The organism is Hoeflea sp. CAU 1731, from assembly GCF_039888615.1.
In the GTDB taxonomy this organism is placed as follows: Bacteria; Pseudomonadota; Alphaproteobacteria; order Rhizobiales; family Rhizobiaceae; genus Flavimaribacter.
In genome coordinates this window covers 231,260-256,562 of record NZ_JBDQQS010000009.1, presented here as the reverse complement: position 1 = coordinate 256,562, position 25,303 = coordinate 231,260, and the positions used below count along the sequence as shown (strand labels likewise).

At 62.1% G+C, this 25,303-nt stretch carries 21 protein-coding genes; 6 read left to right on the top strand and 15 right to left on the bottom strand.

The features are described 5' to 3' along the window. Window positions 1–612 precede the first annotated feature (612 nt). On the top strand, window positions 613–2,568 hold the full coding sequence (locus AAFN47_RS16415; protein WP_499810323.1) for a M23 family metallopeptidase: 1,956 nt from the start codon (window positions 613–615) through the stop codon (window positions 2,566–2,568). 81 nt (window positions 2,569–2,649) lie between these two features. Here the strand turns inward: AAFN47_RS16415 and clpB are convergent, their stop codons facing one another. From clpB to AAFN47_RS16385, 6 genes are all read right to left on the bottom strand, one after another. After that, window positions 2,650–5,250, bottom strand: coding sequence for an ATP-dependent chaperone ClpB (gene clpB, locus AAFN47_RS16410; RefSeq protein ID WP_499810322.1), 2,601 nt, complete (start codon window positions 5,248–5,250; stop codon window positions 2,650–2,652). A 197-nt stretch (window positions 5,251–5,447) separates the two neighbouring features. Then, entirely contained in the window at window positions 5,448–6,128 is a 681-nt protein-coding gene (locus AAFN47_RS16405; RefSeq protein WP_499810321.1) for a DUF4167 domain-containing protein, read from the bottom strand. Window positions 6,129–6,450: 322 nt separating this feature from the next. Further along, window positions 6,451–7,341, bottom strand: a complete 891-nt coding sequence (prmC, locus tag AAFN47_RS16400; protein ID WP_499810320.1) for a peptide chain release factor N(5)-glutamine methyltransferase — start codon at window positions 7,339–7,341, stop codon at window positions 6,451–6,453. Between the two features lie 5 nt (window positions 7,342–7,346). Next, the gene (prfA, locus tag AAFN47_RS16395; RefSeq protein WP_499810319.1) at window positions 7,347–8,423 is read right to left on the bottom strand and encodes a peptide chain release factor 1; all 1,077 of its coding nucleotides are present in this window, start codon (window positions 8,421–8,423) and stop codon (window positions 7,347–7,349) included. 23 nt (window positions 8,424–8,446) lie between these two features. Beyond that, window positions 8,447–10,714, bottom strand: coding sequence for a phosphoenolpyruvate--protein phosphotransferase (gene ptsP / locus AAFN47_RS16390; protein ID WP_499810318.1), 2,268 nt, complete (start codon window positions 10,712–10,714; stop codon window positions 8,447–8,449). 62 nt (window positions 10,715–10,776) lie between these two features. Next, entirely contained in the window at window positions 10,777–12,030 is a 1,254-nt protein-coding gene (locus tag AAFN47_RS16385; protein ID WP_499810317.1) for an aspartate kinase, read from the bottom strand. 197 nt (window positions 12,031–12,227) lie between these two features. Here AAFN47_RS16385 and ubiG point away from each other — a divergent pair, with 197 nt between their 5' ends. Continuing rightward, on the top strand, window positions 12,228–12,974 hold the full coding sequence (gene ubiG / locus AAFN47_RS16380) for a bifunctional 2-polyprenyl-6-hydroxyphenol methylase/3-demethylubiquinol 3-O-methyltransferase UbiG (protein ID WP_499810332.1): 747 nt from the start codon (window positions 12,228–12,230) through the stop codon (window positions 12,972–12,974). A 359-nt stretch (window positions 12,975–13,333) separates the two neighbouring features. Next, window positions 13,334–13,750, top strand: coding sequence for a VOC family protein (locus tag AAFN47_RS16375; RefSeq protein WP_499810316.1), 417 nt, complete (start codon window positions 13,334–13,336; stop codon window positions 13,748–13,750). Window positions 13,751–13,961: 211 nt separating this feature from the next. On the opposite strand, the gene AAFN47_RS16370 is transcribed toward AAFN47_RS16375, so the two are convergent. The 4 genes from AAFN47_RS16370 to AAFN47_RS16355 form a co-directional block, all read right to left on the bottom strand. Continuing rightward, on the bottom strand, window positions 13,962–14,390 hold the full coding sequence (locus AAFN47_RS16370; protein ID WP_499810315.1) for a DUF1178 family protein: 429 nt from the start codon (window positions 14,388–14,390) through the stop codon (window positions 13,962–13,964). Next, window positions 14,387–15,262, bottom strand: a complete 876-nt coding sequence (locus tag AAFN47_RS16365) for a carbon-nitrogen hydrolase family protein (RefSeq protein ID WP_499810314.1) — start codon at window positions 15,260–15,262, stop codon at window positions 14,387–14,389. Before AAFN47_RS16365 ends, AAFN47_RS16370 begins: the two co-directional genes overlap by 4 nt. A 2-nt stretch (window positions 15,263–15,264) precedes the next feature. Next, complete coding sequence (grxC, locus tag AAFN47_RS16360) at window positions 15,265–15,528, bottom strand: glutaredoxin 3 (protein WP_499810313.1); 264 nt, start codon at window positions 15,526–15,528, stop codon at window positions 15,265–15,267. Window positions 15,529–15,609: 81 nt separating this feature from the next. After that, window positions 15,610–16,374 (bottom strand): ComF family protein, encoded by a 765-nt coding sequence (locus tag AAFN47_RS16355; protein WP_499810312.1) that lies wholly within the window; start codon window positions 16,372–16,374, stop codon window positions 15,610–15,612. 52 nt (window positions 16,375–16,426) lie between these two features. On the opposite strand from AAFN47_RS16355, the gene AAFN47_RS16350 reads away from it, so the two are divergent. After that, a complete protein-coding gene (locus AAFN47_RS16350) occupies window positions 16,427–17,311 on the top strand; it encodes a methyltransferase domain-containing protein (RefSeq protein ID WP_499810311.1) in 885 nt (294 codons plus the stop codon). Between the two features lie 84 nt (window positions 17,312–17,395). Beyond that, complete coding sequence (locus AAFN47_RS16345) at window positions 17,396–18,214, top strand: polyphosphate kinase 2 family protein (protein ID WP_499810310.1); 819 nt, start codon at window positions 17,396–17,398, stop codon at window positions 18,212–18,214. An 18-nt stretch (window positions 18,215–18,232) separates the two neighbouring features. Here the strand turns inward: AAFN47_RS16345 and AAFN47_RS16340 are convergent, their stop codons facing one another. From AAFN47_RS16340 to AAFN47_RS16320, 5 genes are all read right to left on the bottom strand, one after another. Then, window positions 18,233–18,532, bottom strand: a complete 300-nt coding sequence (locus AAFN47_RS16340) for a hypothetical protein (protein WP_499810309.1) — start codon at window positions 18,530–18,532, stop codon at window positions 18,233–18,235. Between the two features lie 89 nt (window positions 18,533–18,621). Continuing rightward, complete coding sequence (gene mutT / locus AAFN47_RS16335; RefSeq protein ID WP_499810308.1) at window positions 18,622–19,041, bottom strand: 8-oxo-dGTP diphosphatase MutT; 420 nt, start codon at window positions 19,039–19,041, stop codon at window positions 18,622–18,624. Further along, the gene (locus AAFN47_RS16330; protein ID WP_499810307.1) at window positions 19,034–19,804 is read right to left on the bottom strand and encodes a GNAT family N-acetyltransferase; all 771 of its coding nucleotides are present in this window, start codon (window positions 19,802–19,804) and stop codon (window positions 19,034–19,036) included. Before AAFN47_RS16330 ends, mutT begins: the two co-directional genes overlap by 8 nt. Window positions 19,805–19,897: 93 nt before the next feature. Continuing rightward, window positions 19,898–21,130, bottom strand: coding sequence for a bifunctional glutamate N-acetyltransferase/amino-acid acetyltransferase ArgJ (gene argJ / locus AAFN47_RS16325; RefSeq protein ID WP_499810306.1), 1,233 nt, complete (start codon window positions 21,128–21,130; stop codon window positions 19,898–19,900). Between the two features lie 29 nt (window positions 21,131–21,159). Beyond that, on the bottom strand, window positions 21,160–22,044 hold the full coding sequence (locus AAFN47_RS16320; RefSeq protein WP_499810305.1) for a peptidylprolyl isomerase: 885 nt from the start codon (window positions 22,042–22,044) through the stop codon (window positions 21,160–21,162). A gap of 392 nt (window positions 22,045–22,436) precedes the next feature. On the opposite strand from AAFN47_RS16320, the gene secA reads away from it, so the two are divergent. Further along, on the top strand, window positions 22,437–25,178 hold the full coding sequence (secA, locus tag AAFN47_RS16315; RefSeq protein WP_499810304.1) for a preprotein translocase subunit SecA: 2,742 nt from the start codon (window positions 22,437–22,439) through the stop codon (window positions 25,176–25,178). The last annotated feature ends 125 nt before the right edge of the window (window positions 25,179–25,303 follow it).

Genomic DNA, 25,303 nt, shown 5'->3' with positions numbered 1-25,303 from the left:
AACCTAAAGTCCCGTCCAGGTCCAAAACAAAGCCCAAAAGCCCATTCCGGAAACCAACAAGGCAAAACGTACCGTCGCCAGCGGCGACACCGCCCTCGTTGGTGGCGCTATATACCCAACACAGTTTCAGCAAGTCAACACCTATTTTCCAACTCTGTGAAAGTTTTCTGACAGGCGCGAACGACTATCGGGAAGATCGTGTTGAAAGCCCCTAAAACCGGGCTATTCATGCTTGCTGATAGAGTGATGACCGGCGATATGGATATGCGCCGGTCCTTCTAATATGGGGATATAGTCATAATTTTTTAGACCGTAATCCAAATTTTTTTCATGTTTTCGCCGCACCCCGTCACACAAAGCGCAAAACATTCTCTGGACAAGCGCTCCAATGCCCTATTGCTGCCTCAATAAAGCAACAGCCTGCAGGGTGTTCCCGACGGGACTCGGAGGTGCAACATGAAATCATGTATGCATTCGGGACGTTTCTCTATATTTCGGGTGAATGATTCGGCCGGAGATTGACTCGCCGCGATCGACGAGGCACATGAAATGATTGATATTTCGTGAGCCGGCGTCGCAATCGATAAAGGATGTGGGGACAGACGACCAACGATGGCGAAAGAGAGTGATGTAGCGAAACAATTGGGGGAGGACGAACCGCTTCTGGCGGACGGCCGCAAAGCTCCCGATCGTCGTGAAGTCTCCATTCGCTGGCTGTCCGGCACCTTTCTGACAGGCATCACCTCCAGCGCCCTGATGGGCATTGCGCTGTTTGCAGCCCTCGACGGACGCGAACAGCTGGCCATTCCGGGCGAAGCCTATGCTTCCACCGAAACGGAAACCGGCCGCACGAACTCGCTCGGCGCCGCAAAAGGCAGCCGGCTTGTCGGCACTGCAATCGCAGCGAAACCGACAGACCGATCGATCATCGAGGTCTCGACCATGATCGACGAAGGCGACCGCAGCGTCATCCGAAGCAAGCCTTTTGCGCATGTGAAGATGGCGCTTGCCGCCAATCATGGCGCAAAGATCGACTATCCGAAATTCGATCCGCTGAAAATATTCTCGTCCGGAGAGGAAGAGGAAGAAGCGCCGGCGGCTCCGACCGGCGTCATCTACGGCGCTGACGTCGAATCGGAAATAAGCCTGAAGATCACCGAGTTTCCGCTGACCGCAGTTCCCTATGTCTACGCCGCAAATCTGACCGCCGACGAAGCAGAGGAAATTGCGCGCAAAAGCGAGATGGCGCTCGACAATGGCAAGCTGCAGGTGGCGGCCATGCATTATGTCAACCCGCAGACCTTCAATGGCGCGGACGGTCCGTTTGCCGAAGCAACGAATCTCAATGCAAAGGTCGTCGCGGAAAATGTTTCCGTCAGCCCTGTCCAGACGTCAAACGCCAACGCCATCGAGTATATCGACGACATCATCCCGATCCGGTCTTCCGTCAAGATCGTGGACGCGCTGGCGGAAGCAGGATACGACAAGAGCCAGGCGCAGTATTTTTCCGATTTCCTGGCCGGCGAGACCGGTTCCGAAGATCTTTCCGAAGGCGACGTGGTGCGCCTCGGCCTCGAACAGCGCGGCGCGAACAAGCGTATCATCCGCGCGTCCGTCTATACCGGGAGCAGGCACCGCGGATCCGTCGCAATCAACGACAGCGAAATCCTCGCATCCGCCGAAGAGCCGCCGAAATCGGCGGCTGTGGAAACCGCCTTTGACAACCAGCCGGTCGCCGTCTCGTCCGGGCGCGATCTGCCCCGCATCTATGACGGCATCTTCCGTGCAGCCCTGTCCTACGGCATGGATCTGGACATGACCGACAAGCTGGTGAGAATGCTCGCAAGCAGCGTCGATTTCCAGGCGAAACTGAAGCCCACCGACACGATGGAAGCGCTGTTTTCGGTCAACGAACAGACGGAAGCCGCCGACATCGATTCGCAATTGCTGTTCGTCAAGGCGACCTTCGGCAACAATGATGTCCAACTCTACCGTTTCCAAAATCCCGAAACCGGAGCCATCGACTATTATGATCCGGAAGGTCGCAGCGCGCGCCAGTTCCTGATCAGGAATCCGGTGCCCAACGGCCGCTTCCGGTCGGGCTTCGGCATGCGCCGCCACCCGATCCTCAAATACCGCCGCATGCACACTGGCGTGGACTGGGCGGCGCCGCGCGGCACGCCGATCATCGCCGCCGGCAACGGCGTGGTCGAGAAGGCCGGCTGGAACAAGGGCGGCTACGGCAAGCAGACCATCATTCGCCATCCCAACGGCTACGAAAGCTCCTATTCGCACCAGACCTCGATCGCCAAGGGCATCGCGCCGGGAACAAGGGTGCGGCAGGGTCAGGTGATCGGTTATGTCGGATCGACTGGCCTGTCCACCGGTCCGCATCTTCACTACGAACTGATCGTCAACGGCCGCAAGGTCGATCCGATGCGCGTGCGCCTGCCCGAAGGCAAGGCCTTGACCGGCGAGGCGCTGGCTGAGTTCCAGCGCGAACGTGAGCGTATAGACAAGCTGGTCAATCCGGAAAGCGGAACGGCCCGGCTGGCGTCCGCGTTCTGACATAGACTTTCCACATGAGTCACAAACGAAAATGGCCCGGACAAACCGGACCATTTTACTCTTGTACGGACCTGTCGGTCGTCAGGCGGCTTCGACCTGGCTGTCCGCCGTCGAAAACAGCAGCCTGTCCGAACCGGCCGACACCTGAATGGTCTGGCCGTCCGTGACCTCGCCGCCGAGGATTTTTTCAGCCAGCGGATCCTGCAGGTATTTCTGGATCACCCGCTTCAAGGGTCGTGCGCCGTAAGCCGGATCGTATCCCTTGTCCGCCAGCCAGTTGCGCGCATCCTCGCCCAGATCGATGACGATCTTTCGATCGCTGAGCAGGTTCTGGACCCGCGCCATCTGGATATCGACGATGGCTCCCATCTGGTCGCGAAGCAGGCGATGGAACAGGATGATCTCGTCCACGCGGTTCAGGAATTCCGGCCGGAAGGACGCGCGAACGACATCCATGACCTGATCGCGGACCTTGTCGACATCGTCGTTCTCGCCGAGGCCGGTCAGATATTCCGCGCCCAGGTTGGACGTCATGATGACCAGCGTGTTGCGGAAATCGACGGTGCGGCCCTGGCCGTCCGTCAGACGTCCGTCGTCGAGCACCTGCAGCAGCACGTTGAAGACATCCGGATGAGCCTTTTCAATCTCGTCGAACAGGATCACCTGATAGGGTCTGCGCCGGACTGCTTCCGTCAGCATGCCGCCCTCGTCGTAACCGACATATCCGGGCGGAGCGCCGATCAGCCGGGACACGGAGTGTTTCTCCATGAACTCCGACATGTCCAGACGCACCATCGCCGATTCGTCGTCGAAGAGGAACCGGGCAAGCGCCTTGGTCAGTTCCGTCTTGCCGACGCCCGTGGGTCCGAGGAAGATGAACGAGCCGATCGGCCGGTTCGGATCCTGCAGGCCGGCGCGCGCGCGGCGCACGGCCTTGGAGACGGCCTGCACCGCCTCGCCCTGACCGACGACCGATTTCGCCAGCACGTCTTCCATGCGCAGCAGTTTCTCCCGTTCGCCCTCGAGCATCTTGTCGACGGGAATGCCGGTCCAGCGCGAAATCACATGGGCGATGTGGTCGGGCGTGACGGTCTCCTCGACCATCGCCGAGCCTTCGTTGCCGGTTTCTTCCGCTTTGGCGAGCTTGGCTTCCAGATCCGGGATCTCGCCATAGGCCAGTTCGCCGGCGCGCTGGAACTCGCCCTTGCGCTGGGCGATCGCCAGCTCGTTGCGGGCGTCGTCGAGCTGCTTCTTCAGCTCGGCCGCCAGACCCAGCTTCTGCTTCTCGGCCTGCCAGGCCGCCGTAAGCGCGTCGGCCTCTTCCTCAAGCGAGGTAAGATCCTCTTCCAGTTTCTTGAGCCTGTCCTTGGAAGCCCTGTCGGTTTCCTTCAGCAGGGCCTCGCGCTCGATCTTGAGCTGGATGATGCGCCGGTCGAGCTCGTCGAGTTCTTCCGGCTTGGAATCCACCTGCATGCGAAGACGCGAAGCCGCTTCGTCCACAAGGTCGATCGCCTTGTCGGGCAGGAACCGGTCCGTGATGTAGCGGTTCGACAACGTCGATGCGGAGACCAGCGCCGAATCGGAGATCCGGACCTTGTGGTGCTGCTCGTACTTCTCCTTGATCCCGCGCAGGATGGATATCGTGTCCTCCACCGTCGGCTCGTCGACGAAGACGGGCTGGAACCGGCGCGCCAGAGCGGCGTCCTTTTCGACGTGCTTGCGATATTCATCGAGCGTCGTCGCGCCCACGCAGTGCAGTTCGCCGCGGGCCAGCGCCGGCTTCAGCAGGTTGGAGGCGTCCATTGCGCCGTCCGCCTTGCCGGCTCCGACGAGTGTGTGCATTTCGTCGATGAACAGGACGATGTTTCCGGCAGCCGACTGCACCTCCGAAAGCACCGCCTTCAGACGCTCCTCGAACTCGCCGCGATATTTCGCGCCGGCGATCAAGGCGCCCATGTCGAGCGCAAGCAGTTGCTTGTCTTTCAGCGATTCCGGCACGTCGCCATTGATGATGCGCAGCGCCAGGCCTTCGGCGATCGCCGTCTTGCCGACGCCGGGTTCGCCGATGAGCACCGGATTGTTCTTGGTGCGCCGCGACAGCACCTGGATCGTGCGGCGAATTTCATCGTCGCGTCCGATCACCGGATCGAGCTTGCCCTCGCGAGCTTCCTCGGTCAGGTCGCGGGCGTATTTCTTCAGGGCGTCATAGCCCTGCTCCGCACTGGCGGAATCGGCCGTGCGGCCTTTGCGGATTTCGTTGATCGCCTGATTGAGGGCGGTCGGCGTCACGCCGGCCGTTTCCAGCAGCTTCGAAGTCGCCGCGGATTTTTCCATCATCAGGGCGAGCAGAAGACGCTCGACCGTGACGAAGCTGTCGCCAGCCTTGTTGGCGATGTCCTCGGCGGTCGAAAACACTTTGGCGAGCGGCTGGGAAAGATAGATCTGTCCGTTCCCGCCGGAAATCTTCGGCAGTTTTGCAAGCGCCGCGTCAACGGCCACCTTCGCGTCCTTCGCCCGTCCGCCGGCGCGGTCGATCAGGGATGCGGCCATGCCTTCCGGATCGTCAAGCAGGACTTTCAGCACATGCTCGGGCGTGAATTGCTGGTGTCCTTCGGCAAGGGCATATGTCTGCGCCGACTGCAGGAACCCGCGCACGCGTTCGCTGTATTTTTCCATATTCATAGGTCATGTCTCCGTTTCATGTTCCGCCCATGAACGGCGCGGAACAAAAATGTGGACCGGCTCCCGAATTCGGCGAGCCGCCTTCATGCCTCATATGGGGTTTGCAGACCGTCGCGTTCAAGTACTGCGACGAGGCATATGAAAAACGCCCGGTCGGGGACCGGGCGTCATGTCACGATGCGTATGCGATGCCTGGATCAGGCTTCGGTCGGCGCGGCCGTCGCTTGCTCTCCGGCGCTGCTTTTGCTGGCCGGCGCGGCGTTTTCCTGCTCCGAACTTCCACCGTTGTCGGCGCCGTTCGACGCCGCAGAGGCTGCCTCGTCCTCGGTATGCGCGCCGCCGTTGCCGTTGCCGTTGCGCGCCCGCTTGGGGCGTGCGGCGCGTCGACGCAGGGGCGCTTTGCGAACCTGCTGCTGAGCGCTTTCCTCCTCCATGGAAATTTCCATGGGCGTTCCTTCGATGACCGGCTGCGGCCCGGATCCCACAACGGGAGGATGGGAACCGTTCGCCTCCTGAGGCTCGGGGGATGGCTGGTCATTGCCTGACGCCTGGTTGACGGGCGGCTGCTCGCGTTCGGAATTGTCGCGATCCTCGCGCATGCTGCGCTCCTGGATCTGCGCCTGCGCGGCGATGATGATGCGGTTGTAATGCTCTGCGTGCTGCAGATAATTTTCCCCCATGACCGTATCGCCGGAGGCGAGAGCGTCACGGGCCATAGTCGCATATTTGTCGGCTATGTGCTGCGCCGTGCCGCGAATCTTAACGTCTGGACCATTGCTGTCATATGACCGAGACAGGGGATTGCCGTTCTTGCGTCCGCCATTGTTGTTGTTGTTGTTGCGACCGCGACCGCGTTTGTTCTGCTGTCCAGACCTCATAAGTCACTCACCTGGTTTACGTCCTTTTCTGGGTAATCTTCTGCGCCCTTCGCCGGACCAAACGTCCAGTTCCCCCGTGCGGCCTGGAAATGCGCGTCTGCGCTCTTCCCGCTTCACTGTCTCACATAGGGCAGATTCCAACGCCATCAGATCATTGCACGAAGCCGGAGGGCCTTTGGATCCGGTTATGCAGCTACGATCATTTGCGTGACATTGACCGGAAACTAACGTGCTTCGCCGGTAATTCCAAGCCTTTTCTTTGAATATGTCCGTCAAATTTCCAATCAGCCGCATCGGCAATGCTGCGGCGCCGTCAGCGCTTCTACAACGTCTTGCGCGCGAAGGCCAGAACCCTGTCTCTGTCGCCGAGATCACGGCGGCGCTCCAGGCATTTCAGCCCGTGTTGTTCAAACAGCGCAATCACCGCGTCATGCTGGTCGAAACCGGTTTCGAGGACAATGCGTCCGCCCTGTTTGAGATGGTTGTCTGCTTCCCGGGCTATGATCCTGTAGGCGTCCAGGCCGTCCGGCCCGCCATCAAGCGCCCGAACCGGATCATGGCGACGCACCGCCTCGGACAACCCGTCAATATCAATTCTGCGGATATAGGGAGGGTTGGAGACGATTACATCAAAACGATCGGAAATATTTTCAAACCAGTCCCCGGTCGTCGCGCGGAAGCGCTCATCCAGGCCATGGCGGCGCGCGTTCTGCGTCGCCGCAAGAACCGCCTTCTCGCTGATGTCCACGCCAAGCGCCCTCGCCTGCTTCACATGTGAAAGAATGGCGAGTGCGATCGCGCCCGTTCCCGTGCCGAGATCGAGAATGTCGCAGCCGCCATGCCGCTCCGCAATCGCCGTAACGTAAGGCAAGGCGGCGTCGACCAGGATTTCGGTGTCCGGACGCGGTTCGAGCGTATCCTCGTTCAGCTGCAGTTCGAGGCCGTAGAATTCGCGCCGACCGAGGATGCGATGCACCGGTTCGCCCGCAAGCGCCCGCGCGACGGCGGAAGCGACGCGGCTTTGCGCTTCCGCGTCCAGCGGATTGCGGGCGTCAAGCACCAGTTCGGTCAGGCCGATATCCAGCAATCCGCAAATCAGGATCTGCGCGCTGCGCTCCGGCGCCTCCAGACCAGCCTCCGCGAACTGACGACCGGCGGCCTTGACGGCTTCGGCGATCGTCGCGGCGCTGAACTCCGGAACGGCTTTGGTCACGCAGATCAGGTCTCGGACAGGGCGGCGAGCTGACCGGCCTGATAGTCGGCAACGAGCGCATCGACGACCTCATCGATCTCCCCTTCCATCAGCCGGTCGAGCTTGTAGAGCGTCAGGTTGATGCGATGGTCCGTGACGCGCCCCTGCGGAAAATTGTAGGTCCGGATGCGTTCCGACCGATCGCCCGACCCAACCTGGCTCTTGCGCTCGGCGGACCGTTCGCTGTCGGCCTTCTGCCGCTCCATATCGAAGAGGCGCGCCCGCAGCAACTGCATGGCGCGCGCGCGGTTCTGGTGCTGCGACTTTTCCGACTGGGTCACGACGACGCCTGTCGGCAGGTGCGTGATCCGGACAGCCGAGTCGGTCGTGTTGACGTGCTGGCCGCCAGCGCCGGAGGCGCGCATCGTGTCGATGCGGATATCCTCGTTGCGGATCTCCACGTCGATTTCCTCCGCCTCCGGCAGCACCGCAACGGTTGCGGCGGAGGTGTGAATCCGGCCGCCGGATTCCGTTTCCGGCACGCGCTGCACGCGATGCACGCCGGATTCGAATTTCAGCCGGGCGAACACGCCCCGACCCGAGATCGTCGCGACGATTTCCTTGTAGCCGCCTGCTTCGCCCTCGCTTGCGCTGACGACCTCAACCTTCCACCCGTGCGATCCGGCGTAGCGCTCATACATGCGAAAGAGGTCCCCGGCGAACAGCGCCGCCTCCGATCCGCCGGTGCCGGCGCGGATTTCCAGGATCGCGCTTTTCTCGTCGGCCGCGTCCCTGGGCAGAAGCATCACCTGCATCTGCGCCTCGAGCTCCTCCAGCCGCTCCTCGAGCTCCGCCAGTTCGAGTTCGGCCAGCGCGCGCATCTCCTGTTCGGTGTCGCGATCCTTCAGCATCTGCTTCAGATCGCCAATTTCCGTAATGGTTTTGCCGTGATTGCGGATGGCGACGACCACCGGCTCCAGCTCCGAATATTCGGACGCCAGCCTGACATAGACGTCCGATTCGGGACCTTGCGCCATGCGCGCCTCGATTTCGCCGAAGCGATTCTCGAGTTGACGCATCTTTTCCAGTGGAAGGGTTGCCATGGGTGTTTCCGGACAGAGGTGGGTTACAGCGGTATGTTGTTGTCTTCCGCGAATTCAAGCAGCAGGTTGCGCACCGGCTTGCCGCTGAGGCCGTTGTCGAGCGCCGGCAGCAGCGCTTTCGACAAACGCTCCGCGTCGAGCGCAAGCAGCATCGACTTGACCGGACCGATCGCCGCCGGCGCCATCGAGATGGAGCGAAAGCCGATCCCGATCAGCGCCATGGCGGTCAGCGGCCGGCCGGCCATCTCGCCGCACAGCGTCAGCGGCGTCGCGTTGCGTTCCGCGGCCAGGACGATCTGCCGCAAGACCCGCAGGAAGGTGCGGCCGAGCGGGTCGAAACGGTTGCTCACCCTGGCGTTGCCGCGATCCGAGGCCATCGTGAACTGGAACAGATCGTTGGATCCCACCGAAACGAAGTCGGCCTCCGTCATCACCTCGTCGAGTTGCCACATCAGGCTCGGAACTTCCAGCATCACGCCGAGTTCGACCTTTCGCGGAAGATCATGGCCGAAGCGCGACAGGTGGTTGACTTCGCGGGCGACCAGCGTCCGGGCGGTCCTGAACTCGTCGATCTCCGTCACCATCGGAAACATCAACCGCAGTTCCTGGTTGGCCGCCGCCCGCAGGAGCGAGCGCAGCTGCACGCGCAGGATGCCCGGCCGGTCGAGCGCCAGACGCATCGCGCGCCAGCCGAGCGCCGGGTTTTCCTCATGCGCGCCGCGGAAGAACGGCACCACCTTGTCGCCGCCGATGTCGAGCGCGCGAAAGGTCACGGACTTGCCCTCGGCCTGTTTGATAACGCTGCGATAGAAGTTGCACTGCTCTTCGAACTTGGGCATCCGCGAAGCGATCATGAACTGCAGTTCGGTGCGGAACAGGCCGACGCCGCTGGCGCCGGATTCGCGCAATTGCGGCAGATCGACAAGCAGGCCCGCATTCATCTGCAAGGTCACCTCGACGCCGTCGCGGGTCACGGGCGCGACTTCGCGCAGCGCGCGATACTGTTCCTGCTTGCGGGCGCTGAAACGCACCTTCTCCGCATAGGCGCTTTCAAGGTCGACCATCGGCCGCAGATGCACTGCGCCATCGTCGCCGTCGACAATCATGGAGTCGCCGTTCTCGGTCATCGACACGATGCCGGAGGCCTGTCCGACCACCGGAATGCCCATGGCGCGGGCGACAATCACCACATGGCTGGTGACCGCGCCTTCCTCCAGCACGACGCCTCTGATTTTCGGGCGCGGATAGTCGAGCAGTTCGGCGGCGCCCATGGCGCGGGCGACGATGATCGCGGAATCCGGAAAATCGGTGCGTTGTTCCTTGTCGTCGAAACGGGTCAGTTGCCGCAGCAGGCGGTTCGCCAGGTCGTCGAAATCATGCAGCCGCTCCCGGAGATAGGGATCGGTCATGTGGATCATGCGCGCGCGCGTGTCGCTCTGCACCTTTTCCACGGCCGCCTCCGCCGTCAGGCCGTTGCGGATCGCCTCGTCCAGCTTTCGCACCCAGCCGCGATCATAGGCGAACATCCGGTAGGCCTCGAGCACCGCGCGGTGTTCGCCTTCCATCGAGACGTCGCGGCGCGACAGCATGTCGTCGATCGACAGTCTTAGCGAATCGAGCGCCTCTTCCAGGCGCTTCAGTTCGGCGTCGATGTCGTCGTTCAGAAGCTCGGTGACGACGATGCGCGGCTCGTGCAGCACCGCATAGCCGAGACCAATGCCTTCGCCGTAGGATTCGCCCTCGATGGTCACCGGACGGCTGAGATCCAGTTCGAGCCCCGGACGGGTGACCTTCTTCAGATCGCCGGTGGCGATCATTTCGGCCAGCACCATGGCCGTGGTTTCAAGCGCCTCCAGCTCGTCGTCGCGGTAGTTGCGCATCGCCTTGTTCTGGATGACGAGGACGCCGAGGGTGCGACCGGCGCGCAGGATCGGGACGCCGAGGAAGGAGTGATAAATCTCTTCGCCCGTTTCCGGCAGATAGGTAAAGGCCGGATGCGACTGGGCGTCGGACAGGCTGAGCGGCCTTGCGCTGGCGGCGATCGTGCCGACGAGGCCCTGCCCCATCTTCAGCTGCGCCAGGTGAACGGCGCCGGGGTTGAGGCCTTCCGTCGCATAGAGCTCGAGCACGCCGTCGGCCCGCAGCACATAGAAGGAGCAAACCTCGGCGACCATGTTCTGGGCGATCTGGCGCACGATACGGTCAAGCCGTTCCTGCGGCTCCAGCGCTTCGGCCATGAGCTCGCGAAGTTTTCGCAATAGAACGCGCGGACCTGCCGACGGGTCTCTCATCGCGCTGTCGCTCCCGGTTTCAGGTTGTCCCGGTCGACGTGCGACGCCGGGAGGTTTTCAACTTATGTTTTATCGAGGCCGTAGACCGAATGCAAAGTGCGAACTGCAAGCTCCGCATAGGCGCTGTCGATAAGAATGGAGATCTTGATCTCCGACGTCGTGATGGCCTTGATATTGATGCCCTTGCCGGCCAGCGCCCTGAAGGCGGTCGCCGCAACGCCGGCGTGGCTGCGCATGCCGATGCCGATGACCGAGACCTTGACCAGCCCCGGCTCGCTCTGCACCACGTCGAAGCCGATTGCTTCCTTCGCCTTTTCCAGAACCGCCAGGGATTTCTCCATGTCGGACGACGGCACGGTGAAGGTCATGTCGGTCTTCGTGCCGTCCTCTGAGATGTTCTGGACGATCATGTCGACATTGACATGCGCCTCGGCCAGCGGTCCGAAAATGGCGGCCGAAACGCCCGGACGGTCGGACAGACGCCGCAGCGAGATCTGCGCCTCGTCCCTGGCGTAGGCGATACCGGTTACGACTTCCTGTTCCACGATTTCATCCTCATCACAAATCAGCGTACCGGGGGGATTGTCGAAATCGCCCATTCCCGGCGCGTCGGGCTCGATGAAACTCGAGCGCACGAATGTTCTCACCTTGTGCACCATGGCCAGTTCCACGGAACGCACCTGCAGCACTTTTGCTCCAAGAGACGCCATTTCCAGCATTTCCTCGAAAGCGATCTTTTTCAGCCGCCGCGCCTTCGGCTCGATGCGCGGATCGGTCGTGTAGACCCCGTCGACGTCCGTATAGATATCACACCGGTCGGCTTTCAGCGCAGCCGCCATCGCCACCGCGCTGGTGTCCGACCCGCCGCGCCCGAGCGTGGCGATGCGGTTGTCGGGGCCAAGTCCCTGGAAACCGGCGATGACGGCGACCTGGCCTTCACCGAAACGGCGTATCAGCTCGCTCCCGTCGATATCGAGAATCCGCGCCGCGCCATGCGCGTTGTCGGTGCGGATCGGGATCTGCCAGCCCTGCCAGGAGCGCGCGTTGACGCCCATCGACTGGAGGACGATCGACAAGAGACCCGACGTCACCTGCTCGCCGGAGGCCACGACCGCGTCATATTCGCGCGCATCGTGGATCAATGACGCCTGGCGCGTCCAGTCGACCAGCTCGCTGGTCTTGCCCGCCATGGCCGACACGACGACGGCGACCTCGTGACCGGCGTCTGTCTCCCGTTTCACATGCCGGGCGACATTTCGAATGCGGTCGATATCGGCGACGGACGTACCGCCGAATTTCATCACGATGCGAGCCATTGGAGGCGAGAGTTCCTGACTGGTGCTACGGCAAAACAAAACCGCTCGGATCCCGGAGCGGTGTGGCCGCTCTCATAAACAAATTGAACGCAACCCGCAAGCGCGCGCCCGGTCGCGTTTTCTTGCCGTCAGTCGCGGTGCTTGACAAGCAGCCTCAATCATCCAACTACCTGTATCGAACACAAGGAAGAGCAATGATGAGCGCGCCCGGCAAAACGACCATCGACCAGGCGGAGATCGACCGGTTCTCGGCAATGGCTGCGGACTGGTGGGATCCGACGGGAAAATTTCGCCCGCTGCACAAGTTCAATCCCGTGCGGCTCGCCTATATCCGCGACCGGATCGCAAACCATTACGGGCGCGACATCACCGCGCCCCGGCCCGCAAGAGACCTGCGCGTGCTCGATATTGGCTGCGGCGGCGGGCTGATCAGCGAACCAATGGCGAGGATGGGGGCTCAGGTCGTGGGCGCCGACGCGTCGGAAACCAATATCGAGGTCGCGAAAGTTCACGCCGCACAGTCGGAAGTCGATGTCGACTATCGCGCGGTGACGGCCGAAGCGCTCGCCGCCGACGGCGAGATGTTCGACATCGTCCTCAATCTGGAGGTGGTCGAGCACGTGGCCGATCGCGATCTGTTCCTGGAAGCCTGCGCCTCCATGGTCAAGCCCGGCGGACTGATGTTCGTCGCCACCATCAACCGGACGATGAAGGCCATGGCGCTGGCGATCATCGGCGCGGAATATGTGCTGCGCTGGCTGCCCCGCGGCACCCATCAATATGAAAAGCTGGTGAGGCCGCAGGAAATCGAGACGCCGCTCGGCGGCGCAGGCATGACGATCATCGACCGCACCGGCGTGAGCTACAATCCCATCAAGGACGGCTGGGACCTCAGCCGCGACCTCGACGTCAACTACATGCTGCTGGCCTCCCGGCCGGAATAGAATCCGCCGACAGGCCGCATGGATCCCGCGTCAAGCGCGGGATGAGAGCGATTTGAGAGCGCGTCGAACCGTCCGACTCCCTGCTTCCCGGCGAAGACCGGATTCAATTGCCGGAAAAATCCCAACCAACTTCCCTCATCGCGGACGAAGATCCGCGATCCAGACTGCCTGTGCTCCAGACGCAATAGCGACAGGCGTCGCCGTGAGCCAGCAATACGCAAGATGAACCTGACCATGATCGCCAATATCGTTTTTTGGCCTCGACAGCAGAGTGCGCGTCAAGGCAAAATCTTCATCGTCCTGCGACAGCCCAGCCAATCGCGTCTGCATGACCATGATTCGGAGAAGAAACAAGAACCATGATTGCCTATGTCACCGTCGGCGCGGATGATCTGGCGCTCGCGAAGCGATTTTATTCTGCGTTCCTGCCTGCCCTCGGCTATCAACTGGAGGAGGGGCCGGAGGGGCTGAGTTACGCATTGCCGGCGCAACCGGGTCAATCGTTCGTCCCGCCCGACTTCTATGTCAAGCCAACCTTCGATGGATGTCCAGCCTCCGCCGGCAACGGATCCATGGTCGCATTCGAGGCATTCGATCAAAGGCAGGTGCGCGCGCTTCACGCCGCAGCGCTTTCCGCAGGCGGTTCAGACGAAGGGCAACCGGGCTTTCGCGCTTCGTACGGGCCCCGGTTCTATGTCGGCTACCTTCGTGATCCGCAGGGCAACAAGGTCGCGCTTTTCTCCAGCAACCCGAGCGAGCCCGGGCGAGATGGATAACGCGCGATGAGTGCTATTTGAGCAGGCCCTGCAACTCTCTCAGCCAGTGTTTCGCAGACAATACGGCGACGATTGCCTGGACCGAACCTCTCCTCCTTCCCTCATCGCGGACGAAGATCCGCGATCTATAGGGCGTGTCTTCAAAATCAAAACCAGGAGAGCATCCCGAAAGCGGCAAAACACACGCAGACGGCGCCCGTCGAACGCCCGATCAGTTCTTGTCTTCCGGCAGGTCCGGCAGCGGGGCGACGCCGATGCCTTCCTCGACCAGCGCCTTGGCGTCGTCGAGAGTCGCCTGGCCGATGATGCCGCGCTCCTCCGCCTCGCCGTAATGGATCTTGCGGGCTTCCTCGGGAAACCGGGTCCCGACGTCCTCGGAGTTGTCGCGGATTTTCTTCACTGCCTCGCGCAGCTGTGTCATGGCCGCAGACTGCGCGGTGTTCATGGCGAGCTGCATCGCCGCGTCTTTCTTTTTCGCGGTCGACACCGACGGCGCCATCAGCGCCTTTTCCACCTTCGCTGAATTGCAGACGGGGCAGCACACCAGCCCGGCCTTCGATTGGCCGTCGAAATCGTCATTGCTCGAAAACCAGCCCTCGAACCGGTGGTCGCTGTCGCAGACGAGATTAAACTTGATCATGCCATCACCGAAAGGGCCGAGGCGTGGGCGGTCGTGGTCAGGTCGAAAGGCCGGCTATTGTTCAGATTGGGTATCTTGCCGCGCGCCTCGGCGCTCTTTGCGCTGTCGATTTCCGCCAGGATCATTCCGGGTTCGTCATTGTCGGCTTCCGCCAGTATTCCGCCCCACGGATCGACGATCAGCGAGTGGCCATAGGTTTCGCGGCCGTCCTCGTGCTTGCCGCCTTGCGCCGCGGCGATCATGAAGGCCCCGTTCTCGATCGCCCGCGCGCGGACGAGCACGTGCCAGTGCGCCTCGCCGGTCTGGCGCGTGAACGCCGCCGGCGCGCTCAAAACAGTAGCGCCGTCCACCGCTTCCCTGCGAAACAGTTCCGGAAAACGCAGATCGTAGCAGATCGCCATGCCCAGCTTCGCGAAAGGCAGCGCCGCCGTCACCGCGCTTTCGCCCGGCCGGTAGGTGTTGCTCTCACGCCAGCTTTCGCCGTTGTCGAGATCCACGTCGAACATGTGGATCTTGTCGTAGGTGGCGACCAGGTCGCCGTCGGGTGCAAACAGAAAGGCGCGGTTGGCGACCTTGCCTTCGCCAAGCGCAATGGCCGTTGAACCGATGTGCAGATAAATCTGATGATGCGCCGCAAGCTCCGAGGCCGCGGCCGCCACCGGACAAGTCGCCTGGTCGCCGATCACGGAAAGCAGGTCCTTGCGGCTGCGCGCCAGCACGCCGGTCATCTCCGGCGTCTGGACATAATCGGCGCCTTGGTCGGCGGCCTGGCGCACCATGTCGCGAAGCACTGCGATATTGCGCTCAGGGTCCGTTCCCGATCGCATCTGGATCGCCGCCGCCTTGAAAACGCCTTTCGCCAGATCCGTCATCGTCACGCCGCCGATAGCAGCAGGCTGTCGAGCTTGCCCTGGTCTTCGAGCGCAAAAAGATCGTCGCAGCCGCCCACATGGGTCTTGCCGATGAAGATCTGCGGAAAGGTCGTCCGGCCGCCGGCGCGGGAATACATCTCCTGGCGCAGTTCGGTCGAATAGCTGGCGTCACGCTCGTCATAGGTCAGGCCCTTCTTGTCGAGCAGCCGCTTGGCCGCCGTGCAGAAGCCGCAGAACTGGCGTGTATAGATTACGATGTCCGCCACCGGAGTCTCCGTTCAAAGAGGATCGACACATCCCGACAATCGGGATGGTTTCGTCATTTATTCTTCATATAGGGCCGTACGTCACCCCGCCGCAACCCTGGCGAAGGTCAGCACGCTCACATCCTGCGCGCCGTCCCGCAGCAAAACCGCGGTGGCCGCCCGCGCCGTCGCACCGGTCGTGTAGACGTCGTCGATCAAAAGAAGCCGGCGTCCGAAGATATCCGGTTTCGCCCTGTCCGGAACCACGAAGGCGCCGCGCAGATTGTCACGTCGCGCGGCCGCGCCGAGACCGACCTGCGGCCGGGTGTTCTTGCGCCGCATCAGCGCCGTCGGCAGATAGGTCTTGCCCGACAGCTCTGCAACCGCCCGGCCAAGCTCGGCCGACTGGTTGTAGCCGCGCGCAAGACGCCGCCGCCAGTGCAGCGGCGCCGGTATGATCACCTCCGCGTCCTCGATCAGTTCCCGGCCGGCCCGCGCCATCCAGCCCGCCATCAGGCGCCCGAGTTCGGTCCGGTCCTTGTATTTCAGGCGATGCGTCAGAGAACGGGCGACATCGTCGTAGAGAACAACGGAACGCAATCGCGAGAACGGCGGCGGCTCGGCGATCGCCTCGGCCGATACGATGCCCTTTCCCATATCGTATGAAAAAGGCGTTCCCATCACGTCGCAAAGCGGCGGTTCGATGAAGTGCAGGGACGTCCAGCAGTCGGCGCAGAGGCCGCCGTTTCGCCCGGTGCGCACGCCGCAACCCGCGCAGACCGGCGGAAACACCAGATCGGCGAGAAAAGCGCCGCCGGCGGGGATCCATTGCTTGAGAATACTCGACATCTGTGGACTTGCTGCCATATGACAACCCTGTATATGCGCTCTGAAAGAGCCTAATTCGGACCCTGGACGAATGAAAGCCGAAACGCTGTTCGATACCGAAATGATCCGGCAAAACCGGCTGCGCGCGCTCGCACGCGATCCTGCCAGGGCTGATTTCCTGCTGCGCATCGTCGCCGGAGAACTCGCCGACAGGCTTGGCGTCGTCGAGCGCCGCTTCGCCAACGCGGCGGCGCTGCATTGCCACACGGGGCTTGTTGCCCGGCTGCTCGCCGAAAGCGGCAAGGCCGACCTCATCACGCGCATCGAGGCGGGGCCTGAGTTTTTCGCCGATCGTTCGCCGGAAACCGCCCGCGTCGTCACGGCGCTCGACGCCTTTCCCTTTGGCCGCGAACGCCTGCAACTCGTCGTATCGGCGCTCTCCATGCATCTGGTCGACGACCTTCCGGGCCTTCTGAAGCAAATCGCCGACAGTCTCTCGCCTGACGGCCTTCTTCTCGCGGCCCTGCCGGGCGCAGGCACGCTCGGCGAATTGCGGGACTGCCTGCTTACCGCCGAAACCGAACTGTCCACCGGCGCCAGTCCCCGCATCATACCCTTCGCCGACATACGCGACTGCGGCGGCCTGTTGCAGCGCGCCGGCTTCGCGCTGCCGGTCGTCGACGGTGAAACCTATACGGTGCGATACGACACGATGTTCCACCTTATGGGCGACTTGCGCGACATGGGCATGGCCAATCCGCTCGCCGGGCGCAGCCGCCGACCCGCGACGCGCGCGCTGTTCGCCAGAGCCGCGGAAATCTACGCAGAACGCTACGCCGATGACGACGGGCGCATCCGGGCGAGCTTTACTGTCGTCTATCTGTCTGGATGGAAGCCTGATCCGGGCCAACAGAAGCCATTGCGGCCGGGCTCGGCGAAAATGAGCCTGACGGACGCGTTGAACAGCAGATCCTGATCCGGCTTGGAAATGGGCGGCGCGCGACGTAGGATCAACCGCACCTCATGCACCCCATCTTCATGAACAGCCAAGGATGTGTCTGTGAAAGCGCCGAGACTCAAAGATGTCGATCTGTCTCAGACCATCTCGACGACAGCCTATGAAAAGAAGCTGGCGAAGCTTCAACGCACCCTGATGCAGATCCAGCAGGCCTATCTCCTGTCTGGCAGATCGGGCGTCATCGTTTTCGAGGGCTGGGACGCCGCCGGCAAGGGCGGCGCGATACGGCGACTGTCGACCGCGCTGGATCCGAGAAGCTTCAAGGTCTGGCCCATTGGCGCGCCAAGAAACTACTACGCGCAGCGCCATTTTCTGTTGCGCTTTATGGAGCGCCTGCCGCCGAGCGGAGCGATCACGGTGTTCGACAGGTCCTGGTACGGCAGGGTGCTGGTCGAACGCGTCGAGGAACTGACGCCGCCGGACAGGTGGCGCGCCGGCTACCGGGAGATCAACGATTTCGAGCGCATGATCGTGGATGACGGCGTCCGGCTGGTGAAGCTGTTCTTCCACATCTCGCCGGAAGAACAACTGTTGCGGTTCGAGAAACGGCTTCGCGATCCGCTCAAGCGCTGGAAGCTGACCTATGAGGATTTTCGCAACCGAAACCGCTGGAGCGACTACCAGGAGGCGATCGACGAGATGTTCGCCAAAACTTCGACCAGGACCAGTCCATGGACGGTCATTCCGGCGAACTGCAAGAAATATGCGCGCATCACAGCTCTGGAAACCATTGTGAAAGCGTTTCGCCGGGATGTCGAACTGACGCCGCCCGCTGTGCAAGAAAATGTGCTCTCGGAAGCGCGCGATCACCTGGATCTGGACGATGAGCTTGTCGCAAGCCTTTCCGGCCGCACTGAATGACGCGTTCGCAGCGCAGCGTCAGTTACATTCGCCGGACTTGCCGATGATGCAAACAGAGTCGTCATAGGGCTGCAGCACGCTGCGGCGCACCGTATAGTCATGCAGTTTCCGAATGGACGACGTGGTCGAGTAGTCAATGCCGGCGTGTCCGGCGAGGCGACGATCGGCCGCGTGATCAAGCATCGGCGGCACGACGACAGCCATGGTGACAGCTGCCGCGCCGAACAGGAGAACGAGCCGGGTCAGGCTCAGCCGACGGCGGCTTTTCGATTCGCCGTTTCCTGAATAGACAGATGACCAGAACTCGTCATTACTCATCGTATTGCCTTGAAAAACCTTCGTTACTTCAGGCATTACTAGCATCGACATGCTAAATGATAGATTAACGGTCAGGCTTAAATTGAGGGTCAGACCAGATCGATCAGGAAGGGGATCAACGGCTCGTCCGCCGGCGGCATCGGATATTCGCGCAGCCGCGCCGGCCGGACCCATTTGAGGGCCTGTCCCTCGCGCGGTTGCGGTAAACCGTCGAATTTGCGGCAGATATAGAGCGGCATCAGCAGGTGAAACGTCTCGTAGGCGTGGCTGGCGAAGGTGAGCGGCGCAAGACAGGCTGCGCGCGTGGTCACGCCAAGTTCTTCCTCCAGCTCCCGGATAACCGTTTCCTCGGGTGTCTCGCCCGCCTCGACCTTTCCGCCCGGAAACTCCCACAGCCCCGCCATCGACTTGCCTTCGGGACGCTGCGCTATCAGCACGCGGCGATCCTGATCGACAAGCGCGCAAGCAGCCACAAGCACGATGGAAGGCTTCGACGCGGCCTTACTCATCCGTGCTGTTGTCCGGCGCCTGCCGATAGTCGTAGCGGTAGATTTCCTCGAAACCGAAGCGCTCATAGAGATCCATCGCCGCCTCGTTGGTGGTCCCGACCTGAAGCCAGGCCTGTTCGGCGCCCCGCATTCTCGCCCATCGCAGCGCCGCCGTCACCACTTCGCGTCCGTAGCCCATGTTGCGCCGGTCGCTGCGCGTCGCCACCTCGAAAATTCCAGCCATATCGCTGTCATGCACGCACAGCGCAGTCGCCACCGGTCCTGCGCCCGGCTCCTCGATCACGAACCATCCGCTTGAAGGCCGGATGGAGCTGATCACCTCGGTCAGTCCCGGCTTGATCGACTTGTCGCGTCCATGCACCTGAATGTTGGCGTCGACGTAACGGCCAAGTTCGCGAATTGGCAGATGGTCGAGCGTCGCGTCCAGATCCAGCTTGCGGATGTCAGCCATCATCACCGTCGTCTCGTCGAAACGGCGCCAGCCCTTTGCGTCGAAATAGGAGTCGAGTTGCGGCGGCGCGAGCGGCGATTGCCGAAAGATCAGCGGCCGGCCATAGGCGCTGAACCGCTGGGCGGCGCGCTCGACCCTCGTCTCGACGTCGCCGTGATCCGACGGGTCAAGCGGATTGACGGAGTTCAGGCGTTTCGAGGGGTGTCCCGCCGTCAGCCGCACCTGCCAGCTTCCGTCATACTGAATGGAGGCTGCGGGCCAGGCGCGGAATCCAACGGCCTCAAGTCTTCTTACAATTGCCAGTCTGTGCATTGGACGATCCGGTTTGCCTGCCTTGCGCTTCGATTGAGACGTTTTTCTGGCAAGCGGTCCCTTGTCAGGCGGCCCGTGGCGCAACATGAAACCTCAACTCCTGTAATCGCCATTGATTGCAACATATTCCTTGGTCAGATCGCACGTCCAGACAGTCGCCCTGCCCTTGCCAACGCCGACATCGACCTTCACCGGAATTTCCGGACGTTTCATCACCTGTGAAGCCGCTGCTTCGCTGTAGTCCGGATCGCGTTCGCCATACATGGCCACCCGCACGTCCCCGAACCATATTTCCAGCTTGTCGCGCAAGGCTTTCTCGCCCGCCTTGCCGACAGCCATGACGATGCGGCCCCAATTGGCGTCCTCGCCGGCGACCGCCGTCTTGACCAGCGGCGAATTGGCGATCGACATGGCGATGCGCTTGGCCGCCCGGCCGCTCGCAGCGCCGGTGACGGTGATTTCCACCAGTTTTGTCGCGCCTTCGCCGTCACGAACGATCAGCAGCGCAAGTTCGCGCATCAGGCTTTCCAGAGCCTTGCGGAAAGCCCTCAGACGCTTGTCCGAGGCCTCGGTGATCCGCGGCGCGCCCGAGCGACCCGTGGCGAAGAGCAGCACCGTGTCCGACGTCGAGGTGTCGCTGTCGACTGTAATGGAGTTGAAGGTCGGCCCGGTCGATTTTGAAAGCAGCGACTGAAGCACATCCGGCGCGATATCCGCGTCCGTGCAGATGAAGGAGAGCATCGTCGCCATGTCGGGCGCGATCATGCCTGCGCCCTTCGCGATGCCGTTGATGGTGACGTCCTTGTCGCCGATTTTCACGGTGCAGGTGGTCAGCTTCGGATAGGTGTCCGTCGTCATGATCGCGCGCGCCGCCGATTCCCAGCGATCGGCTTGCGCCCCGCCAACCATTTCGGCGAGCACATGCGCAAACGCCGAAGCGTTCAGCGGCTCGCCGATCACCCCGGTCGATGCGAGAAACACTTCGCTGGTCGAACAGCCGACGGCGCGGGCGGCGGCCTGCGCGGTCAGTTCCGCCGCTTCGTTGCCTTTCTTGCCGGTAAAGGCGTTGGCGTTGCCCGAATTGACGACAAGCACACGCGCCTTGCCGCCGTCGAGATTGCGCCTGCAGAAATCAACCGGCGCCGACGGGCACAGCGACCTGGTAAAGACGCCCGCCACCGAAACCGGTTCGTCGAAACACATCACCAGAAGGTCCGTCCGCCCCTTGTATTTGATCCCGGCGGCCGTGGTCGCGATGCGCACGCCGTCGAGCGGCGGCGTCGTGGTGATCATCGAAGGTGCGAGTGGCGAAACCTTGTGGGTCATGGCGGGGTCGTTTCCAGAGGGAGGCCGGATTACTTCGTGTCGTCGCCAGAACCTTCAGCAGCGGCGGCCTCGGCGTTGACTGCATCGAACAGGGCCTTGAGCTCCGCGTCCTGGACGTCGATCTCGACCCCTTCGCGCGCCTTGTCCAGCAGGGCCATGTACTGTTCCTGCAAGAGAACGCGCTGGATTTGTTCGACAACCTCCTCGAAAGCCGGCGGCGCCGCGTCGCGCTTTTCCTCGACCTTGATCACGTGCCAGCCGAACTGGGTCTTCACGGGCTCCCTGGTGAAATCGTCGGGTTCGAGCGCAAACGCCGCTTCTTCGAATTCCGGCACCATGCGTCCCCGGGTGAAATAGCCGAGATCGCCGCCCTGCGGTCCGCTGGGTCCGGTGGATTTCTCCTTGGCCAGTTCCTCGAAATCGGCGCCGGCTTCCAGTTCGGCGATGATCGCCTTGGCCTGCTCCTCGCTGTCGACGAGAATATGCCGCGCCTTGACCTCATGTTCGCCCGGCTGCGCCGCGATTTCCTTTTCGTAGCGTGCTCTCACATCGGCTTCGGACAATCCCTCGATCACTTCCTTGCGGAAGAACTCGTTGTGCAATGTGCGGTCGCGCAGAAACTGCATGCGCCGCTCGAATGCGCCGCCCTCTGCAAGACCGGCCTTTTCGGCCTGGTCGGCCATCACCTTGATGTCGATGAGCGCCGACAGGGCCGCGGCCCGGCGCTGTTGTTCCGGAAGCCGCGCGAACTGCGGATCGAGATCGCCTTCGGCGAAGACGAGCTCGGATTCATACACGGGCTCGCCGCCCACCGTCGCGATCACGCGATCTTGAGGCTCCTGTGCGCCGGCGGCGAGTGTCCAAAAAAGTCCGGCTGCCAGCAATCCGGTGCGAAGCGGCGATTTGATCGTCATTATGGATGACCTTTCATGGTTGAAGTACGCAAGACAGACGACAACGTCGCTCCCGGAGAATCATTCACGCCGCAATTCGTTCCTTTGCGGGCCTGATCGTCAAATCGGGTATAGCGCCCGTTCGGCGACAATCCAACAGGCGGCGCGGAAAAATCGTCCATCTGCGACCATCGGGGCGCCGCGACCGGATTCCCGTCCGCAGCGGGCGGGATGTGGTCCGACCCAGCCCGAACAGCGGCGTTGACAACGTTCAAACCCACTCTTATCTGTCACGCAACTTTGCGTCCAGTTCGGTTTCGGGCGGATCCGCGTTATGCATCCTTGTATTCTGGGCCTGATGCGCCTTGCAGCGGCCCCGAGTCCTGACTGACATACGAGAAAGGACCATTTGCATGGTCAGCTTCGGCAATCTTGCCAGGAAAATTTTCGGATCGTCGAATGACCGACGCGTCCGCGCCTATCAACCCCGCGTCGACGCCATCAACGCGCTCGAAGAGGAAATCCAGGCGCTGTCAGACGGCGACCTCGCGGCGCGAACCGACATGTTCCGCGAGCAGCTCGCCGGCGGCGCCAAGCTCGACGATCTCCTTGTGCCTGCTTTCGCCACCGTGCGAGAAGCCGCCCGCAGGGTTATCGGCCTCAGGCCCTTCGACGTGCAGCTGATCGGCGGGATGATCCTGCACGAAAATTCCATCGCCGAAATGAAGACGGGTGAAGGCAAGACGCTGGTCGCCACCCTGCCGGTCTATCTCAACGCGCTCGAAGGCAAGGGCGTCCACGTCGTGACCGTCAACGACTATCTGGCCCAGCGCGACGCCGAATGGATGGGACAGGTCTACGCCTTTCTCGGCATGACGACCGCGACCATCGTGCACGGCATGGACGACGACGCCCGACGCGCGGCCTACGCCGCCGACGTCACCTACGCCACCAACAACGAGCTCGGCTTCGACTATCTGCGCGACAACATGAAGTATGATCGCCAGAGCATGGCCCAGCGCGGCCACCACTACGCCATCGTCGACGAGGTGGATTCGATCCTGATCGACGAGGCGCGCACGCCGCTGATCATTTCCGGCCCGCTCGACGACCGTTCGGAACTCTATAACACGATCGACGCCTTCATTCCGAAGCTTTCGGAAACCGACTACGAGATCGACGAAAAGCAGCGCTCGGCGAGCTTCACCGAGGACGGCACCGAAAATCTCGAGAATATGCTCAAGGAAGCCGGGCTTCTGAAAGGCGAGTCGCTCTACGACATCGAGAACGTCGCGATCGTCCATCACGTCAACAATGCGCTCAAAGCCCACCGGCTGTTCACCCGCGACAAGGACTATATCGTTCGCAATGACGAAATCGTCATCATCGACGAATTCACCGGCCGCATGATGCCGGGGCGGCGCTATTCGGAAGGCCAGCACCAGGCGCTCGAGGCCAAGGAACACGTCAAGATCCAGCCGGAAAACCAGACGCTCGCCTCGATCACCTTCCAGAACTATTTCCGCATGTACACCAAGCTCGCCGGCATGACGGGCACGGCGGCGACGGAGGCCGAAGAGTTCGGCAACATCTACGGGCTCGAAGTGGTCGAGGTGCCGACCAACCTGCCGATCGCCCGCGCAGACGAGGACGACGAGGTCTATCGCACCACCGAGGAAAAATACAAGGCGATCATCGAGGAGATCACCGCCGCCCGCAACAAGATGCAGCCGGTGCTCGTCGGCACCACCTCGATCGAAAAATCGGAAGCGCTGGCGACCCTCCTCAAGGAGGCGGGCGTGAAGGACTTCCAGGTTCTGAACGCCCGTTATCACGAACAGGAAGCCCACATCATCTCCCAGGCCGGCGTGCCGGGATCGATCACCATCGCCACCAACATGGCCGGCCGCGGCACCGACATCCAGCTCGGCGGCAATGTCGAGATGCGCCTCGAGCAGGAACTGCAGGGCGTCGACGACGAGGCGGAGCGGGCGAAGAAAACCGCCGAAATCCGCGCGGAAGTCCAGAAGCTGAAAGACCAGGCAAAGTCCGCCGGCGGCCTTTACGTGCTTGCGACCGAGCGCCATGAAAGCCGCCGCATCGACAATCAGTTGCGCGGCCGTTCCGGACGACAGGGCGACCCGGGCCGCTCCAAGTTCTTCCTGTCGCTGCAGGACGATCTCATGCGCATCTTCGGCTCCGACCGTATGGACGGCATGCTGCAGAAACTAGGCCTCAAGGAAGGCGAGGCGATCGTCCATCCGTGGATCAACAAGGCTCTGGAGCGCGCGCAGAAGAAGGTCGAGGCGCGCAACTTCGACATCCGCAAGAACCTCCTGAAATTCGACGACGTGATGAACGACCAGCGCAAGGTCATCTTCGAACAGCGCCTCGAACTGATGGATTCCGCAGACGTGACCGAAGACGTCGCCGAAATGCGCCATGAAGTCATCGACACGCTCGTTGACCGGCACATTCCGGAAAAGGCCTATGCGGAACAGTGGGACACTGCCGCTCTCAAGCAGGAAGTCGCCCAGTATCTCAATCTCGACCTGCCGATCGAGGAATGGGCGGCCGAGGAAGGCATCGCCGAGGACGACATCCGCGAACGCCTGACGGCGGAAGCCGACAAGGCGGCGACGGAACGCACCGAGCGCTACGGGCCGGAAACCATGGCCTATGTCGAAAAGTCCGTCGTGCTTCAGACCCTTGATAACCTCTGGCGTGAACACCTGGTCAATCTCGACCATCTGCGTTCGGTCGTCGGCTTCCGCGGCATGGCCCAGCGCGATCCGCTGCAGGAGTACAAGAGCGAGGCGTTCGAGCTTTTCCAGACTCTTCTGTCGCAGCTGCGAATGCATGTCACCGGTCAACTCATGCGCGTCGAAATCGTTCAGCAGGCCGCCGATGCGCCGCAGCCGCACGAACCGGACACGATGGAAGCGCACCATATCGACGCAACGACCGGCGAAGACGAGTTCACCGAGCCGCCGGCGTTTGGCGGCGGCGCGGCCGTGATGGCGCCCAGCCGAATGGTGGCCGCCTCCGAACGCGACCCCAACGACCCCTCGACCTGGGGCAAGGTCGGCCGGAACGAACCCTGCCCCTGCGGCTCTGGCAAGAAATACAAGCATTGCCACGGCGCTTACGCCTAGATTTACTTGATGCGGCAGACGTTCTTGCCTCTTCGGTCCCAAGTGATCGGAGAGGACAGGCCCGGACGCAGCCAACCGTTTCTTAAACAAGGTATGAGACGGTAGCGGCTGCGCAATACGGCGCC

Coding starts and splice junctions, on each gene's coding strand:
- AAFN47_RS16350 (WP_499810311.1), top strand. CDS start 16,427: ATGAAAGCCGAAACGCTGTTCGATACCGAAATGATCCGGCAAAACCGG.
- AAFN47_RS16415 (WP_499810323.1), top strand. CDS start 613: ATGGCGAAAGAGAGTGATGTAGCGAAACAATTGGGGGAGGACGAACCG.
- AAFN47_RS16405 (WP_499810321.1), bottom strand. CDS start 6,128: ATGAGGTCTGGACAGCAGAACAAACGCGGTCGCGGTCGCAACAACAAC.
- prfA (WP_499810319.1), bottom strand. CDS start 8,423: ATGGCAACCCTTCCACTGGAAAAGATGCGTCAACTCGAGAATCGCTTC.
- mutT (WP_499810308.1), bottom strand. CDS start 19,041: ATGAGTAAGGCCGCGTCGAAGCCTTCCATCGTGCTTGTGGCTGCTTGC.
- AAFN47_RS16365 (WP_499810314.1), bottom strand. CDS start 15,262: ATGACGGATCTGGCGAAAGGCGTTTTCAAGGCGGCGGCGATCCAGATG.
- argJ (WP_499810306.1), bottom strand. CDS start 21,130: ATGACCCACAAGGTTTCGCCACTCGCACCTTCGATGATCACCACGACG.
- AAFN47_RS16385 (WP_499810317.1), bottom strand. CDS start 12,030: ATGGCTCGCATCGTGATGAAATTCGGCGGTACGTCCGTCGCCGATATC.
- AAFN47_RS16355 (WP_499810312.1), bottom strand. CDS start 16,374: ATGGCAGCAAGTCCACAGATGTCGAGTATTCTCAAGCAATGGATCCCC.
- AAFN47_RS16330 (WP_499810307.1), bottom strand. CDS start 19,804: ATGCACAGACTGGCAATTGTAAGAAGACTTGAGGCCGTTGGATTCCGC.
- AAFN47_RS16320 (WP_499810305.1), bottom strand. CDS start 22,044: ATGACGATCAAATCGCCGCTTCGCACCGGATTGCTGGCAGCCGGACTT.
- secA (WP_499810304.1), top strand. CDS start 22,437: ATGGTCAGCTTCGGCAATCTTGCCAGGAAAATTTTCGGATCGTCGAAT.
- AAFN47_RS16375 (WP_499810316.1), top strand. CDS start 13,334: ATGATTGCCTATGTCACCGTCGGCGCGGATGATCTGGCGCTCGCGAAG.
- AAFN47_RS16370 (WP_499810315.1), bottom strand. CDS start 14,390: ATGATCAAGTTTAATCTCGTCTGCGACAGCGACCACCGGTTCGAGGGC.
- ptsP (WP_499810318.1), bottom strand. CDS start 10,714: ATGAGAGACCCGTCGGCAGGTCCGCGCGTTCTATTGCGAAAACTTCGC.
- clpB (WP_499810322.1), bottom strand. CDS start 5,250: ATGAATATGGAAAAATACAGCGAACGCGTGCGCGGGTTCCTGCAGTCG.
- AAFN47_RS16340 (WP_499810309.1), bottom strand. CDS start 18,532: ATGAGTAATGACGAGTTCTGGTCATCTGTCTATTCAGGAAACGGCGAA.
- ubiG (WP_499810332.1), top strand. CDS start 12,228: ATGAGCGCGCCCGGCAAAACGACCATCGACCAGGCGGAGATCGACCGG.